The organism is Pseudoalteromonas luteoviolacea (assembly GCF_001696455.1).
GTDB classification, from domain to species: Bacteria; Pseudomonadota; Gammaproteobacteria; order Enterobacterales; family Alteromonadaceae; genus Pseudoalteromonas; species Pseudoalteromonas luteoviolacea_C.
Genome location: NZ_MAUJ01000008.1, coordinates 16,778 through 31,712, shown reverse-complemented (window position 1 = coordinate 31,712; position 14,935 = coordinate 16,778). Strand labels below are relative to the sequence as shown.

Annotated in this window: 12 protein-coding genes; 7 read left to right on the top strand and 5 right to left on the bottom strand. The window is 43.7% G+C overall.

The window, feature by feature from the left end; genetic code table 11:
• Position 1: 1 nt before the first annotated feature.
• Together A7985_RS19500 and greB are read right to left on the bottom strand one after the other, a co-directional pair.
• Positions 2-2,335 carry a Tex family protein gene (locus A7985_RS19500; RefSeq protein WP_065792170.1) on the bottom strand — a complete coding sequence of 778 codons (2,334 nt, stop codon included), beginning with the start codon at positions 2,333-2,335 and terminating at the stop codon, positions 2-4.
• 86 nt (positions 2,336-2,421) lie between these two features.
• Positions 2,422-2,895 carry a transcription elongation factor GreB gene (greB, locus tag A7985_RS19495; protein WP_065792169.1) on the bottom strand — a complete coding sequence of 158 codons (474 nt, stop codon included), beginning with the start codon at positions 2,893-2,895 and terminating at the stop codon, positions 2,422-2,424.
• Positions 2,896-3,044: 149 nt separating this feature from the next.
• Between greB and ompR the strand changes: the two genes are divergently transcribed.
• The 3 genes from ompR to A7985_RS19480 all read left to right on the top strand — a co-directional run bounded on the left by ompR (position 3,045) and on the right by A7985_RS19480 (position 5,695).
• The gene (ompR, locus tag A7985_RS19490; RefSeq protein ID WP_063373335.1) at positions 3,045-3,764 is read left to right on the top strand and encodes an osmolarity response regulator transcription factor OmpR; all 720 of its coding nucleotides are present in this window, start codon (positions 3,045-3,047) and stop codon (positions 3,762-3,764) included.
• Positions 3,764-5,065, top strand: coding sequence for a two-component system sensor histidine kinase EnvZ (envZ, locus tag A7985_RS19485; RefSeq protein WP_065792168.1), 1,302 nt, complete (start codon positions 3,764-3,766; stop codon positions 5,063-5,065). The genes ompR and envZ overlap by 1 nt, the downstream gene beginning before the upstream one ends.
• Before the next feature lie 261 nt (positions 5,066-5,326).
• Positions 5,327-5,695: a hypothetical protein gene (locus tag A7985_RS19480; protein ID WP_065792167.1), complete on the top strand. Its 369-nt coding sequence runs from the start codon at positions 5,327-5,329 to the stop codon at positions 5,693-5,695.
• A 130-nt stretch (positions 5,696-5,825) separates the two neighbouring features.
• Here the strand turns inward: A7985_RS19480 and A7985_RS19475 are convergent, their stop codons facing one another.
• The 3 genes from A7985_RS19475 to hslR form a co-directional block, all read right to left on the bottom strand.
• A complete protein-coding gene (locus A7985_RS19475) occupies positions 5,826-7,364 on the bottom strand; it encodes a phosphoenolpyruvate carboxykinase (RefSeq protein WP_065792166.1) in 1,539 nt (512 codons plus the stop codon).
• Between the two features lie 261 nt (positions 7,365-7,625).
• Positions 7,626-8,471, bottom strand: coding sequence for an Hsp33 family molecular chaperone HslO (hslO, locus tag A7985_RS19470; protein ID WP_065792165.1), 846 nt, complete (start codon positions 8,469-8,471; stop codon positions 7,626-7,628).
• Positions 8,472-8,481: 10 nt separating this feature from the next.
• Positions 8,482-8,892, bottom strand: a complete 411-nt coding sequence (hslR, locus tag A7985_RS19465; protein WP_065792164.1) for a ribosome-associated heat shock protein Hsp15 — start codon at positions 8,890-8,892, stop codon at positions 8,482-8,484.
• Between the two features lie 264 nt (positions 8,893-9,156).
• Here hslR and gspC point away from each other — a divergent pair, with 264 nt between their 5' ends.
• From gspC to gspF, 4 genes are read left to right on the top strand one after another with little or no spacing between them, the layout of a single operon-like run.
• Positions 9,157-10,053, top strand: coding sequence for a type II secretion system protein GspC (gene gspC / locus A7985_RS19460; RefSeq protein ID WP_065792163.1), 897 nt, complete (start codon positions 9,157-9,159; stop codon positions 10,051-10,053).
• Between the two features lie 28 nt (positions 10,054-10,081).
• Positions 10,082-12,142 carry a type II secretion system secretin GspD gene (gene gspD, locus A7985_RS19455; RefSeq protein ID WP_065792162.1) on the top strand — a complete coding sequence of 687 codons (2,061 nt, stop codon included), beginning with the start codon at positions 10,082-10,084 and terminating at the stop codon, positions 12,140-12,142.
• On the top strand, positions 12,135-13,691 hold the full coding sequence (gene gspE / locus A7985_RS19450) for a type II secretion system ATPase GspE (protein ID WP_141685405.1): 1,557 nt from the start codon (positions 12,135-12,137) through the stop codon (positions 13,689-13,691). Before gspD ends, gspE begins: the two co-directional genes overlap by 8 nt.
• Positions 13,691-14,917, top strand: a complete 1,227-nt coding sequence (gene gspF, locus A7985_RS19445) for a type II secretion system inner membrane protein GspF (RefSeq protein WP_065792161.1) — start codon at positions 13,691-13,693, stop codon at positions 14,915-14,917. The genes gspE and gspF overlap by 1 nt, the downstream gene beginning before the upstream one ends.
• The last annotated feature ends 18 nt before the right edge of the window (positions 14,918-14,935 follow it).

Genomic DNA, 14,935 nt, shown 5'->3' with positions numbered 1-14,935 from the left:
TTTATTTTTTCAATTTAGCAAATGCTTCAGCAAATGCATTTCCCATCGCAGCATTGCCTTGATCACGGCGATTACCTTTATTTTCTCGGCGATCTTGTTTTCGGCCTTGGTTACTCGGCGATTTTGCTTGAGGTTTGCTGCCAGAACTTTGCTCCGAGTGTGAGGGTGCAGCATCATTTAAGCGCATGGTAAAGCTGATACGCTTTCTGTTCACATCGACTTCAATGACTTTAACTTTAACAATATCACCCGCTTTAACCACTTCGCGAGGATCTGAAATAAACTTATCTGTAATGGCTGAAATATGGACTAAGCCATCTTGATGAACACCAACATCGACAAAAGCACCAAAGTTCGCAACATTTGAGACCACCCCTTCTAAGATCATCCCGACTTTCAAATCTGAAATCTTTTCGACGCCAGCCTTGAATTGCGCAGTTTTGAACTCTGGGCGTGGATCTCTACCTGGCTTATCAAGTTCGCCGATAATATCGGTGACAGTCGGTAAACCAAACTTATCATTTACATAGTCACTCGGTGTGAGCTGCTTTAACACATCACTATTACCGATAAGGTTTTGAACTTCAAGCTCTTTCGACTGAGAAATCAACTTCACTACAGGGTAAGCTTCAGGGTGAACTGCGGAAGCATCTAGTGGATCTTCACCATTTTGAATACGTAAGAAACCAGCGGCCTGTTCAAATGCCTTTGGACCTAAGCGTTCTACTTTTTTCAGTTGCTTACGGTTTGCAAAAGAGCCATTGCTATCACGATACTTGACGATATTGCTGGCAAGCGTTTTATTCAAACCAGACACGCGTGTTAAAAGCGGCACTGACGCCGTGTTGACGTCGACGCCTACAGAGTTTACACAATCTTCGACAACAGCTGTCAGTGCTAGGCCTAATTGGCTTTGAGACACGTCGTGTTGGTACTGGCCAACACCGATTGACTTAGGTTCAATTTTCACAAGCTCTGCCAGCGGATCTTGCAGTCGTCTAGCAATCGAAACAGCACCACGTAAAGAAACATCCAAATCTGGAAATTCATTGGCTGCAAACTCAGAAGCAGAGTATACCGAAGCCCCAGCTTCGCTGACCATGATTTTGGTGAGGTGTAGGTCGGATGCTGCTTTGAGTACTTCTGCGGCGAGCTTGTCTGTTTCGCGAGAAGCGGTACCATTACCAATCGCAATAAGTTGTACTTTATGTTGGCGGCTCAACTGCTCAATGGTGCGGATTGATTTATCCCAATGATTTTGAGGCGCATGCGGATAGATCGTGGTTGTAGATAACAGCTTTCCTGTTGCATCAACAATTGCAATCTTACATCCAGTTCTCAGACCTGGGTCGATACCCATGGTGACTTTCGGACCAGCGGGTGCAGCCATGAGTAGATCTTTTAAGTTTTTAGCAAAAACGTCAATTGCGCCATTTTCTGCTTTTTCTCTTAACGTTCCTAGAAACTCGTTCTCTAAATGAAGAGAAAGCTTAATCTTCCATGCCCACTGAACAACAGTCATTAGCCAGTCACTGGCTGGAGCACCGGACACAACTAAGCGGTAGTGATCGGCGATCATCTGGGCGCAAAATTGTTGGTGGTCTTCTGCCGTAGGTTCAGGATTGATGGCCAGTTGTAAAATTCCTTCATTACGTGCACGTAGCATAGCGAGCGCACGATGTGATGGTACTTTACTTAGGAGTTCATTGTGCTCAAAATAGTCTCTGTATTTACTGCCATTGTCTTCTTGGCCTGCAATTATCGTACTTTGTAACTGAGCATTGTCTGTGATGTGACGTCTAAACTTAGCGAGTAACTTTGCATCTTCAGCAAAGCGTTCCATCAGAATAAATTTGGCGCCTTCTAAGACGCTTTTCGTATCTGCAAAACCTGCATCCGCGTTAATAAAATCTTCAGCCAGCTGACTAGGATTTAAATTCGGATCTGCAAATAATTGATCTGCCAATGATTCAAGTCCCGCTTCTATGGCAATTTGGCCTTTGGTGCGGCGTTTTGGCTTGTACGGCAGGTATAAATCTTCAAGTTCAGTTTTGCTTTCGGCTGAGGCGATATCGTTTGACAGCTGAGCTGTGAGCTTGCCTTGTTCTTCGATGGTTTTAACGATGAAGGCGCGTCGCTCTTCTAGCTCGCGAAGGTAAGAAAGTCTTTGTTCAAGCAAACGTAGTTGCGAGTCATCTAATCCACCGGTCACTTCTTTACGATATCGGGCGATAAACGGTACAGTTGCGCCCTCATCTAACAATGTGGTGGCTGCCAGCACTTGCTGCTCTGAGGCATTTAGCTCCTGGGCTAAACGAGCTGAGATGTTGCTCATGCAAAATCCTTATAATGTTCAATTAGCTACGCTAAAAATTCAATTAAGCTTTAGGACCATATCATATCATATTTGAGTACGTATGATCAGGCCTGATATTCAATTCGATTGACATACCATAGGGCTTCGCCTTGAGGTGTGTTAACAGTGAAGTCGTCGTCAACGGCCTTCCCCAATAAGGCTCTCGCCATCGGAGAATCTATAGAAATATAGTCATTACGCTCGTATATTTCATCAGGGCCAACGATTCTAAAGCGTTTAGTTTCACCGTCGTCATTTTCAATTTCGACCCAAGCGCCAAAATACACTTTGCCAGCTTGTTGGGGATTATATTCGATTACTTTTAAATCAGGTAAGCGTTTGCGTAAATACCTAACTCGTCTATCTATTTGTCTTAGTAGTCGTTTGTTAAATGTATAATCCGCGTTTTCTGAACGGTCGCCAAGGCTCGCCGCCCAATTCACGATTTTAGTTATTTCAGGGCGCTTTTCGAACCACAGATGGTCGTGCTCTTGCTGTAATTTTCGATAACCTTCAGGCGTGATCAAGTTAGTTTTCATAGTGTATCGTATTTATAATCCCGCTTTGGGTACATATGTTTCGGATAATTGTAACTTTCAGTAACAATCTTATCTGTATGTTATGGTGTCTAAGCTGCTAGATTTCAATTATATTTAAACAATACGATAAAGATAAAAAGAAGAATCATATGGGAAATGAAACAACTAAAGTGCTCGTAGTTGATGATGATATGAGATTACGAAGTTTGTTGGAGCGCTATCTTGTTGAGCAGGGCTTTATTGTTAGAAGTGCTGCGAATGCAGAGCAAATGGATAGGCTGCTAGAACGAGAAAACTTCCATTTGATGGTACTGGATTTAATGTTACCAGGTGAAGACGGTTTGTCTATTTGTCGGCGCTTACGTCAAAAAGAAAATGAAATACCGATTGTAATGCTTACCGCGAAAGGGGATGAGGTCGATCGCATTATTGGCCTCGAGCTAGGCGCGGATGACTACTTACCAAAACCATTTAACCCAAGAGAGTTACTTGCTCGTATTAAAGCTGTTTTAAGAAGAAAAACCAAAGAAGTTCCCGGTGCACCTGCGACGCAAGAAAATGAAGTGGAGTTTGGTATTTTCCGGTTGAATTTAGCGACCCGTGAGATGCAAAAAGGAGATGAAACCATCGCATTAACCAGTGGTGAGTTTGCTGTTCTTAAAGCGTTGGTGAGTCACCCGAGAGAACCTTTGAGTCGAGATAAACTAATGAACTTGGCTCGCGGAAGGGACTATAGCGCGCTAGAGCGAAGCATAGACGTACAAGTGTCGAGGCTGCGCAGAATGATTGAAGAAGATGCTTCAAACCCGAGATATATACAAACAGTTTGGGGTCTGGGTTACGTATTTGTGCCCGATGGCGAGAAGTAATGAGCATTTTTCCGCGTAGTGCATTTGGACAAACGGTTTTTTTTGTCGCGGCTTTACTGTTGATCAACCAGATTGTCTCGTACATTACAGTGACTTTGTATGTTTTTAAACCAACCTTTGAACAAGTAAACTTGATGTTGGCAAAACAAGTTAAAACGGTGTTTATTGATTGGGAAGAAGGGGTTGAAGTCGACTCAGAGTTATCGAAAAAATTTTTTGAAATCACCGGTATTGACGTGATGTCTCAAAAAGAGGCTTATCGCCACGGTCTGGGTCAAGCACGAGAGTATAGCTTGCTGTCACGGAGTATGTCAGAGCAGCTCAATGGCTCCGCAAGAGTTCGCATTAGCCAGGGAGATCCTGTGGTGTATTGGGTGGAAGCACCTCAAGCACCGGGCTATTGGGTTAGGGTACCGCTGTCTGGCTTTTCAGAAACTAAACTCGAGTTCTTAGTATTTTACCTGTCTAGCATCGGTTTTTTGAGTGTACTGGGGGGGTGGTTGTTTGCCCGCCATTTAAACCGACCTTTGAGGGCGCTTCAAACCGCAGCCAGTCGGGTTGGCGCTGGGGATTTCTCATTGCGTTTGGTTGAGCAAGGGTCGACAGAAGTGATTGAAGTAACCAGAGCCTTCAACCAAATGTCCAAAGGGATCGCGGCATTGGAAAGCGACAGACGCTTGATCATGGCTGGCGTATCGCACGATCTACGAACGCCTTTAACTCGAATAAGACTTGCGACTGAAATGATGTCTGATGAAGAAGATTACCTCAAAGAAGGGATCATCGATGACATCGAAGATATGAATGCCATTATTGATCAGTTTATCGAGTATCTTCGCCATCATAGCAGTGGTGAAATGAACTTGGACGATGTGAATGCTTTAGTAGAAGAAGTGGTTCATGCCGAGCAGCAGCACAAGCGGGTCATCAACTTTACAATGGCGCCTAGTCTTCCTCCTATTTTGATGAATACCGTGGCACTCAAGCGAGTTATTACCAATATGATTGAGAATGCAATTCGCTACTCAAATGAAGACATTGAGGTAGTGAGTTTGCTGGATAAAAAGTGGGTTTTGATACAAGTGAAAGACAGAGGACCGGGCATACCCGAGTCTGAACTCGAGTCCGTATTTGAGCCTTTTAAGCAAGGAGATCAAGCTCGAGGTTCTGAGGGCAGTGGTTTGGGTCTCGCAATTATAAAACGTATTGTCACGACGCACGGCGGTCAAGTCACACTTTCTAATCGTAAAGATGGCGGATTATGTGCTGAAGTTCGCTTACCTGTCGCTAAGAAAAGCTAAATCTACTTCCTTCATCTATACAGCACTGTGTGGTTTGCAGTGCTGTCATCTATAAACCCCTGGATTCTCTATATTTACTTTTTACTTTGTGTGCTACGTACAATTGCACGGATTATTAATTGCTATGATAAATTTTGACATACAGTAACTAGATATACATATATTCAAATAAATGATAATGAGTATCATTTGACTTTAGTGTTCGTTAAAGGTACATTATTTGTGCAATTACTTTAATTTGAATAATCATAAGGAGATATTATGAAGAAGTTAGTTGCAATCGCCGCAATGGCGGTCAGTGCCTTAAGTTTTAATGCTGTTTCAAAAGATGTTGAGCCACTTAGTCAAGTGGGTGAATTTGGAGAGATAGTATTTTCTTTAGAGGACCAGTTTACGACAGCAGGTATGTCTGTCCCTGAATACAAGAAATACTTCCGCTATATTTTAAGAACGGACGAAGTAGCGAATATCACCAATAAATGTCGCATCCTAACTTATGTGTATCATGACATTGACTACAACACTATCATTCCTGTTGACTTCAGAATTGAAGCTTATTCCAAAACTAAGCTTCATAGGGAATATCGTGGTTTGAGAGGCCGCTTTGCGTCAGCACAAAGGCTTTGTTAATTAGACCGCATGAAGTGTAGCGCAAGCTGCACTTCTACAGCTAACCATGGTCGAAAATATAGCGATTAACTTACGGGCACAAAAAAACGCCCAACGAGGGGCGCCTTTGATAAAGGAATTGGTTCAGCTATTAACCGCGAGGACCTGCTGACTTAATTGCGTCAGATACGTCATATTTCTCGAAGTTAGCTTTGAAGTCCGCCGCTAGTTTTGCTGCGTACTCGTTATACTTGTCTTTATCTTCCCAAGTGTTAATTGGGTTAAGAAGTTTTTCATCCACACCTTCTACAGCAACTGGCACATCTAAGTTAAGTGCTTCAATGTGTTGAGTCTCTACGCCTTCTAATGTGTCGTTAACGATAGCGTCAATAACTGCACGTGTAGTTGGGATATCGAAACGTTTACCTACGCCGTAAGGGCCACCAGTCCAACCTGTATTTACAAGGTAAACTTTTGCGCCAAACTCACGTACACGCTTCATTAGAAGCTCTGCGTAAACGCCTGCTGGGCGTGGGAAGAAAGGTGCGCCGAAACAGGTTGAGAATGTTGATTCGATGTCAGACGTTGAGCCAATTTCTGTTGAACCTACTTTTGCAGTGTAACCACTTAGGAAGTGATAAGCCGCGGCTTCTTCTGACAAGATAGAAACTGGAGGTAAAACACCACTCACGTCACATGTTAAGAAGACAACAGCGCGAGGCTCGCCTGCACGGTTTTCAACTTTACGCTTTTCAACGTGCTCAAGCGGGTATGCTGCACGTGTATTTTGCGTTAGGCTCGTGTCTGCGAAGTCAGGTACACGGTTTTCATCAAGTACAACGTTTTCTAGAATTGTTCCGAACTTAATTGCATTCCAGATAACTGGCTCATTCTTTTGAGATAAGTCGATACATTTAGCGTAACAACCACCTTCAATATTGAATACGCTGCCAGGTGCCCAACCGTGCTCATCATCACCGATAAGGAAACGTTTAGGGTCTGCAGAAAGGGTCGTTTTACCAGTACCAGAAAGGCCGAAGAATAATGTTGTATCACCTTCTTCACCAACGTTTGCACTACAGTGCATCGGTAATACACCTTTAGCTGGTAGTAGGAAGTTCTGTACAGAGAACATTGATTTCTTCATTTCACCGGCGTAATGCATACCTGCGATTAGCACTTTGCGCTCTGCAAAGTTGATAATAACTGTGCCATCACTGTTTGTGCCATCACGCTCAGGGTCACATACAAATGAAGGTACATTCATTACCTGCCATTGGGGTAAATCAGCAGCATTATATTTGTTAGGTTCGATAAACATGTTCTTCGCAAAGATATGATGCCAAGCTGTTTCAGTTGTCACAACAACTGGTAGATAATGCTCTGGATCTGAACCAACTTCTAAGTGAGAGACAAAGTGGTCGTTGCTGTGTACGTGTGCTTCTACACGTGCCCATAGCGCATCAAACTTTTCTGCATCGAATGGGCGGTTAACGTTGCCCCATTGGATATCATTTTCAGTGCTTTGCTCTTTAACGATAAAACGATCGTTTGGAGAACGACCTGTACGGCGGCCTGTTTTTGCTACAAAAGCTCCATTAGCTGCTAAAGTTCCTTCACCACGCGAAATAGCGTGTTCGACAAGTTCAGCTGCAGTTAAATCGACAAAACGAGTAGCGCTTGAAGTCATGTTTTTACCTAAATGTGAGAATTGAACGGGATAGCTCTGGTTATTTAGTACCTAAAGCTTGATTTCATACTAACAGAAGCATTTGTGATATTCGAGCCCTAAAGGGGGGAGAAATTGCAATTTTTTGTCAAAAAAAGTGAATAATTTCAATGATACCGGTGTCATAAAAAGTTACTTTTAAATGACACCGGTATCATATTTTTGCAATAAAAAAACCGCCAAAATGGCGGCTTTCATTTAATTAAATAAGATGTACCTTATTTAATTAAAAATTGACTTGATGTCTTGTTCAGAAAAGCGGTAATCAGTGAGACAGTAATGACAACTAAGTTTGACTTCACCGTGTTGCGCTATATCTTCTAATAATGCGGCTTGACCAACATTCACTAAGGCACTGATGGTCTTTTCTCTACTACACCCACACACAAAGTTGACTGCTTGAGGTTCAAATAGTTTCGGGTTGTCTTCGTGATATAAGCGCGTTAATACCGTTTGAGCATCTAGTTCTAGCAGCTCTTCATCCTTGATGGTGTCACTGATTGCCTCTAAATGCTCAAAGTCACTTTGTGATTTGTCCTTGTTGACAGGCAATACTTGCAGAAATAGACCAGCCGCTTTGACTGACTCTTCATTTATATCAGTGGCAAACCACAAACGTGTTTGTAATTGCTCTGACTGAACAAAGTAATCTTCAAGACATTTTGCTAAAGAGTCAGAAGTCAATGGCACGACGCCCTGATATCGCTCTCCCTTCTCTGGCGAGATAGTGATGATCATATGACCTTTGCCGATTAGGTCGCTGATACCAGAACCCGTAATAGGCCCTTCAACACGCGCAATACCACGCATATTTTGCTGATGGTTACCATTGATAACGGCATATTTTACCGGTCCGTCTCCTTGAAGTTGAACGGCGATGTCACCTTCAAACTTTAATGTTGCTGTTAATAGGCTTGATGCGACTAATAACTCACCAAGTAAAGTTTGAACTTCTGCCGGGTAATTGTGGCCGGCAACGATGTCTTTCAGTGTGTGCTCGATCTGTACCAGTTCGCCTCGTACATCGAGATCATCAAAAATATAGCGATGAAGTAAATCTTGTTTCATCTAAGAGACCCTAATTTGATTTCAGTTTAAGCAACTCTCGGCGTTGCTTTTTATCTGGCTTATGCTCCGGACGTGGGGCAAAGAAACTATTGTTTTTCCTAGCTATGGCATTTTGCGCACGTTTCTCGATACTCTCTGCTGATTCTTCATAAAGAGTTTGAGCAATCGGCGCGGCTTGACGTTTTTCCATTAACTTCAAAACGGTGATGTGTTTTTCATCGTGACCCTGTGCCAGTTCAATCTTGGCACCAATATCGACGGTACGGCTCGGTTTGCACCGCTGGCCGTTATATCTAACTTTACCACCTTGGATCATTTCGCGGGCAATTGTGCGCGTCTTATAAAATCGCGCGGCCCAAAGCCACTTGTCCAATCTGACTTTCAAATCATCTTGGTTGTTTTCTGGGTTGACTTTTGTCACAATTCGTTAACTATGTTGGCATATTGCTAAGCGGAGAAATTTATCATATTTTGACCGCCAAAAAAAGCATAGCTCTATAGGAAGCAAGGAAGGCGCTTCACAGAAGTTTGAACAAACGGTTAATGTTGTGTTCATTTGCTTCGTGTCATACCTTGTACCGATTTAAATTAAAGTTTCATATTTGGGCGCTTGTTGAATCGAGGTTGAAACGGTACACTGAGGCGCTCAATAGAATAAGAAAAAGTCTCATTAAAGAAATTTTATATGGAATTACAGATACAACAGTTACAGAAAATAATACAAGGCTTGCCCCACGCGAAACTCAGTCGTGCGGTGGTATTTTTGGCTGTTGTATATATTGCTTTTCTTCTTTCACAGCTCTTTTGGTTGCTCTGGCCTAAACCTGAAACGAAGCTACTTTCAACTAACCCAATCCACACTCAAAACGCACAGCAAACCGTTAACAGCAGTTCGATTTTAGCGCAAAATATCTTCGGTAAAGCCAATGAAAAACCTAAGGCAGAAAGCAAGCCTAAGCCTGTCATTTCTAATGCGCCAGAGACTCAGTTAAATGTAAGACTGACAGGGATTGTGGCTGTAAGCCAGAATGATGTTGCAGGTCTTGCGATTATTGAATCACAGGGCAGACAAGAGACTTACTTAGTACAGGATGCCATAAAAGGTACGCGCGCAAAATTGGCACAAGTATTACCTGATCGCGTTATTTTGGATGTCAGCGGCCGTTTTGAAACTTTGATGTTAGATGGCATAGATTTTACTCAGCAAGTTGCGATGCCGACGGCACCAAAGCGCAACCCTGAAACAAATAAGCGCAAAATCAGCGACAACGCGCGGTCAGAATTAGCGCAGCGTCGTCAAGAGCTACTTAACGAACCAGGTAAGCTGTTCGATTACATTAGAATTTCGCCAGAGCGTCGCAATGGTCAATTAGTTGGCTACCGTTTACGCCCAGGTAAAGATCCTGAACTTTTCAAAAAGATGGGACTAAAAAATAACGATCTAGCCATTGCTATTAATGGTTACCAACTCACGGATATGAAACAGGCTATGACGGCAATGAATGAGCTCAGAGAGAGCACTGATGCTAACATAACTATTGAACGCGATGGTCGCATCTTAGATGTGCAATTTAGCCTGTAAAAGACACTAATTTTGGAGTTTAAGAATAATGGGTAGAAAGCTACACCTCACAAGAATCAGAAAAGGGTTAGCTAAATATGCAGCTCTGTTGTTTGCGGCTGGTTTGTCATTGTCTGTTTCTGCTGTTGAGTATGCGGCCAACTTCAAGGGTACCGATATAAACGAGTTTATCCTCATCGTGGGTAAAACACTCAATAAAACAATCATCATCGACCCTAATGTACGCGGCAATATCAATGTTCGTAGTTTCGAACTGATGGACGAAGAGCTGTATTATCAGTTTTTCTTAAGTGTGTTAGAAGTTTACGGTTACTCTGTCGTAGAAATGCCAAATGGCATCATGAAAGTTGTACGTAGTTCTGATGCGAAAAAGTCAAATGTTCCCTTAGTTAACGATAACAGCGAAGGTGACGGCGATGTCATGATCACACGTGTTGTTGAAGTTAAAAACGTTTCAGTACAAGAACTCGGCCCTCTTATCCGTCAATTCAGTGACCAAAAAGATGGCGGTCACGTGACCAACTTTAACTCAGCAAACGTGATGATGCTGACCGGCCATGCCGCATCAGTAAACCGTCTCGTTAACATTATCCAGTCAGTTGACCAAGCTGGTGACCAGCGTGTAGATATCGTTAGATTAAAGCATGCGACCGCAGATGATGTGGTTCAGGTCGTTGAAAAGATTTATAAAGACACGGGCAAAGGCCGTGTACCAGAATTCCTCATTCCTAAAATCGTCGCAGATGGCCGTACGAACAGTGTTGTTGTCAGCGGTGAAAGCCAAGCACGTACTAAAGCGATTGAACTGATAAAACGTCTTGACGATGAGCTTGAAAACCAAGGTAATACTCAAGTGTTTTATCTTGACTATGCCAAAGCTGAAGACTTAGTCAAAGTGCTTCAGGGGGTTAGTAAAACACTTCAAGAAGAAGCGCAAGGCAGCGGTAAATCAACGCGTTCGCGCAGTAGTAACCGTAATGAAACCAGTATCGAAGCGCACGCGGATTCGAACTCGTTAGTTATCACAGCACAACCCGACACGATGCGTTCATTGGCGAACGTGATTGAAAAGCTAGATGTGCGTCGCGCACAGGTATTGGTTGAGGCAATTGTGGTTGAAGTATTGGAAGGCGATGGCATCAACTTTGGCTTGCAGTGGATCACTGAACAAGGCGGCATGTTGCAATTCAACAACGGGACTACCGTCCCCGTTGGCGCATTGGCCGTTGCAGCAGAGCAAGCCCGTGACAAAACCATTAAAAGAACCGTTACCGGTGATGATGCACAGTTAAACGACTTCGAAGAAACTGTTGAAGGTGATTTAAATGCATTAGGTCAGCTGTTAGGTGGTGTGAATGGCTTGGCAGCGGGTGTCGTTAAAAACGACTGGGGTGCAATCATTCAAGCGGTTTCTACGGATACCAACTCAAACATCCTAGCAACGCCGTCTGTCACAACCATGGATAACGAAGAAGCGTCTATGATTGTGGGTCAAGAGGTACCGATTATCACAGGCTCAGCTGCGGGTGATAACAATTCTAATCCATTCCAGACTGTGGACCGCCAAGAGGTGGGTATTAAGCTGAAAGTGACTCCTCAAATTAATGATGGCACTGCGGTTCAGTTAACGATTGAACAAGAAGTTTCAAGCGTCAGTGGTGCTACTTCTGTTGATATTTCAGTGAACAAACGTGCGATTAACACAACGGTAATTGCAGATGACGGCGGTATGGTTATTCTTGGTGGCCTAATTGATGAAGACGTACAAGAAAGTGTGTCGAAGGTGCCACTACTCGGTGATATACCTATCTTGGGTCACTTGTTTAAGTCAACAAACACCAGTAAGCGTAAACGTAACTTATTAGTGTTCATTCGTCCGACCATTGTTCGTGATAGCCGCAGCATGAACGAATTAAGCCATGCTAAGTATAAGTTCATCCGTAACGAACAGCTTAAAAAGCATGATGATGGTATTGATTTAATGCCATTTGAAGATGCGCCTGTACTACCTGAGTGGAATGATGCGATGGTGCTACCACCTACGTATGAAGAATTCTTACAGCAACAAAACGAGAAGAAAGATGACTGATGCCAGTTTGAGTGTTGTAGAGGCGCCAGTCGAAAGTGAAGTGACAGCAGCGGCCGATGAAGAGCTCAATGAGGAGCAGGCGCAGCTTAGGCTTCCTTTCTCCTTTGCTCGCCGCGAAGGGGTGCTGCTAAGCGACGACCCTAAAGGGTTAAAAGTTTTCCATAAAGGGGATGTTTCTCTCGATGCATTACTGGAAGTTCGCCGTGTTGCTGGTTCGGGTTTTAGTATCGAAATCATAGATGAAGAAAAGTTTGAGCTGTTGTTAGAAGCCTCGTACCAACGAGACAGTTCTGAAACACAGCAAATGATGGAAGATATAGGTAACGAAGTGGATCTGTTTTCGTTGGCTGAAGAAATGCCACAAACAGAAGATCTGCTTGCCGCAGACGATGATGCGCCTATCATTAAACTGATCAACGCGATGTTGAGTGAAGCAATCAAAGAAGGTGCTTCGGATATACACATTGAAACGTTTGAAACACAGTTGGTAATTCGCTTTAGGGTTGATGGCGTCTTGAAAGAGGTGCTACAGCCGAATCGTAAATTGTCGTCACTATTGGTATCTCGTATTAAAGTCATGGCGAAGTTAGATATCGCCGAAAAACGTGTACCGCAAGATGGCCGTATTAGCTTGAGGATCGCAGGTCGCGCCGTTGATGTCCGTGTATCGACAATGCCATCAAGCTTTGGTGAGCGCGTTGTATTACGTCTATTAGATAAAAACAATGCGCGCTTGAACCTAGAAGATCTTGGGATGACAGAGCGCAACCGTGAACTGTTTTCTGAAATTATTGCAAAGCCACACGGAATTATCTTGGTAACCGGCCCAACCGGTTCCGGTAAAAGTACCACGTTGTATGCGGGGATGACCCAGATTAATTCTAAAGACCGTAATATTCTTACGGTTGAAGACCCAATCGAATATGAAATCCCAGGCATTGGTCAAACACAGGTTAACCCGAAGGTTGATATGACTTTTGCAAGGGGCCTTCGCGCTATCTTACGTCAAGACCCTGATGTGGTAATGGTTGGTGAGATCCGAGACTTAGAAACAGGTCAGATTGCTGTACAGGCTTCATTAACCGGTCACTTGGTTATGTCGACACTGCATACCAATACTGCATCTGGTGCGATCACTCGTATGGAAGATATGGGTGTCGAGCCATTCTTATTATCTTCATCTTTACTTGGGGTGTTATCACAGCGATTAGTACGTACATTGTGCCCTAGCTGTAAAGAGCCTCACTTGGCAGATGAGCGCGAATGCGAACTGCTGGGCGTTGATAAAGGTGCCAAAACCACCATATTCCGTGCGGTGGGTTGTGAAGAGTGTAACTTCAATGGCTACAAAGGCCGGACTGGTATCCACGAGTTATTAGTGGTAGACGAGCACATTCGCGAGCTTATCCACAATGGTAAGGGTGAGCAGGCGGTTGAAAAGTATATTCGCAAACATAGCCCAAGTATCCGCCAAGATGGTATTGCACGTGTATTAGACGGGCAAACAACACTTGAGGAAGTCATGCGAGTTACGCGTGAGGAAGGATAATGGCTGCATTTGAGTATCGCGCCTTAGACGCGAAGGGTAAGGAAAAGAAAGGAATTCTGGAAGCGGACACAGCCAAGCAAGTTAGGCAGATGCTCCGTGAAAAAGCGATGATGCCATTGGATGTAGAGCCAGCTGCTGAGAAAGAAAAATCTCAGGCCAGTGGGGGCTTTAGTCTATCAAGAGGTTATAAACCCTCGGTCAGTGATATTGCGCTTATTACCAGGCAGTTAGCCACATTAATACAGTCTTCTTTACCTGTAGAGGCCGCGGTGATGGCCGTCGCTGAACAGTGTGAAAAGCCACGTTTAAAACGAATGTTAATGGCTGTGCGCTCGAAGGTTGTTGAGGGTTATACCTTGGCTGATGGCATGTCCGAATTTCCCCATGTCTTTGACAACTTGTATCGCTCGATGGTTGCCGCTGGTGAAAAGTCAGGGCACTTGGACGAAGTTTTAAATCGTCTCGCTGATTACACAGAGCAACGCCAACATATGCGTAGCCAGATTACACAAGCGATGGTTTACCCAACGATTTTGGTTATCTTTGCAATTGCCATTGTGGCTGTTTTGTTGGGTACAGTAGTACCTGAAATCCTTAAAACCTTCGAAAAGTCTAATCAGGTCTTGCCTTGGACGACCGAATGGGTATTGGCTGCCAGTAACTTTGTACAAGATTATTGGATGCAGACGACAGTGGCTTTAGGCGGAGCAATTGTAGCTATTCAGCAAACGTTAAAGCGCCCTAAAGCACGCTTTTGGTATGACACAAAACTATTGCAAATGCCGGGGGTGGGTAAAATCAGCCGTGGTATTAATACGGCAAGATTTGCTAGAACATTAAGTATTTTGTCTTCAAGTGCAGTGCCGTTATTAGAGGGAATGAAAATCTCTGGGCAGGTACTTGAAAATGAGAAAATAAAAGCGGCAGTAGCTGAAGCTGCAACCCACGTGAGTGAAGGTGCAAGCCTCAAAGCCGCATTACATCAAACCAAGCTATTCCCACCCATGATGCTGCACATGATTGCCAGTGGTGAAAAGTCAGGTGAACTGGAACAAATGCTTGAAAGAGCCGCCAATAACCAAGACAGGGAATTCGAAAGTATGGTTAACGTTTCACTCAAACTACTCGAGCCAGCAATGATTGCCAGTATGGCACTTATTGTATTGTTCATCGTAATGGCGATTCTTCAGCCTATTATGGCGATGAACAAAGCGATTGGCCTGTAGTCCAATAATTTAAAGATA

Bases quoted from the DNA above. Each gene is read 5' to 3' on its own strand.
- gspC (WP_065792163.1), top strand. From the start codon at position 9,157: ATGGAATTACAGATACAACAGTTACAGAAAATAATACAAGGCTTGCCC.
- envZ (WP_065792168.1), top strand. From the start codon at position 3,764: ATGAGCATTTTTCCGCGTAGTGCATTTGGACAAACGGTTTTTTTTGTC.
- gspD (WP_065792162.1), top strand. From the start codon at position 10,082: ATGGGTAGAAAGCTACACCTCACAAGAATCAGAAAAGGGTTAGCTAAA.
- A7985_RS19500 (WP_065792170.1), bottom strand. From the start codon at position 2,335: ATGAGCAACATCTCAGCTCGTTTAGCCCAGGAGCTAAATGCCTCAGAG.
- A7985_RS19475 (WP_065792166.1), bottom strand. From the start codon at position 7,364: ATGACTTCAAGCGCTACTCGTTTTGTCGATTTAACTGCAGCTGAACTT.
- A7985_RS19480 (WP_065792167.1), top strand. From the start codon at position 5,327: ATGAAGAAGTTAGTTGCAATCGCCGCAATGGCGGTCAGTGCCTTAAGT.
- gspF (WP_065792161.1), top strand. From the start codon at position 13,691: ATGGCTGCATTTGAGTATCGCGCCTTAGACGCGAAGGGTAAGGAAAAG.
- hslO (WP_065792165.1), bottom strand. From the start codon at position 8,471: ATGAAACAAGATTTACTTCATCGCTATATTTTTGATGATCTCGATGTA.
- ompR (WP_063373335.1), top strand. From the start codon at position 3,045: ATGGGAAATGAAACAACTAAAGTGCTCGTAGTTGATGATGATATGAGA.
- gspE (WP_141685405.1), top strand. From the start codon at position 12,135: ATGACTGATGCCAGTTTGAGTGTTGTAGAGGCGCCAGTCGAAAGTGAA.
- greB (WP_065792169.1), bottom strand. From the start codon at position 2,895: ATGAAAACTAACTTGATCACGCCTGAAGGTTATCGAAAATTACAGCAA.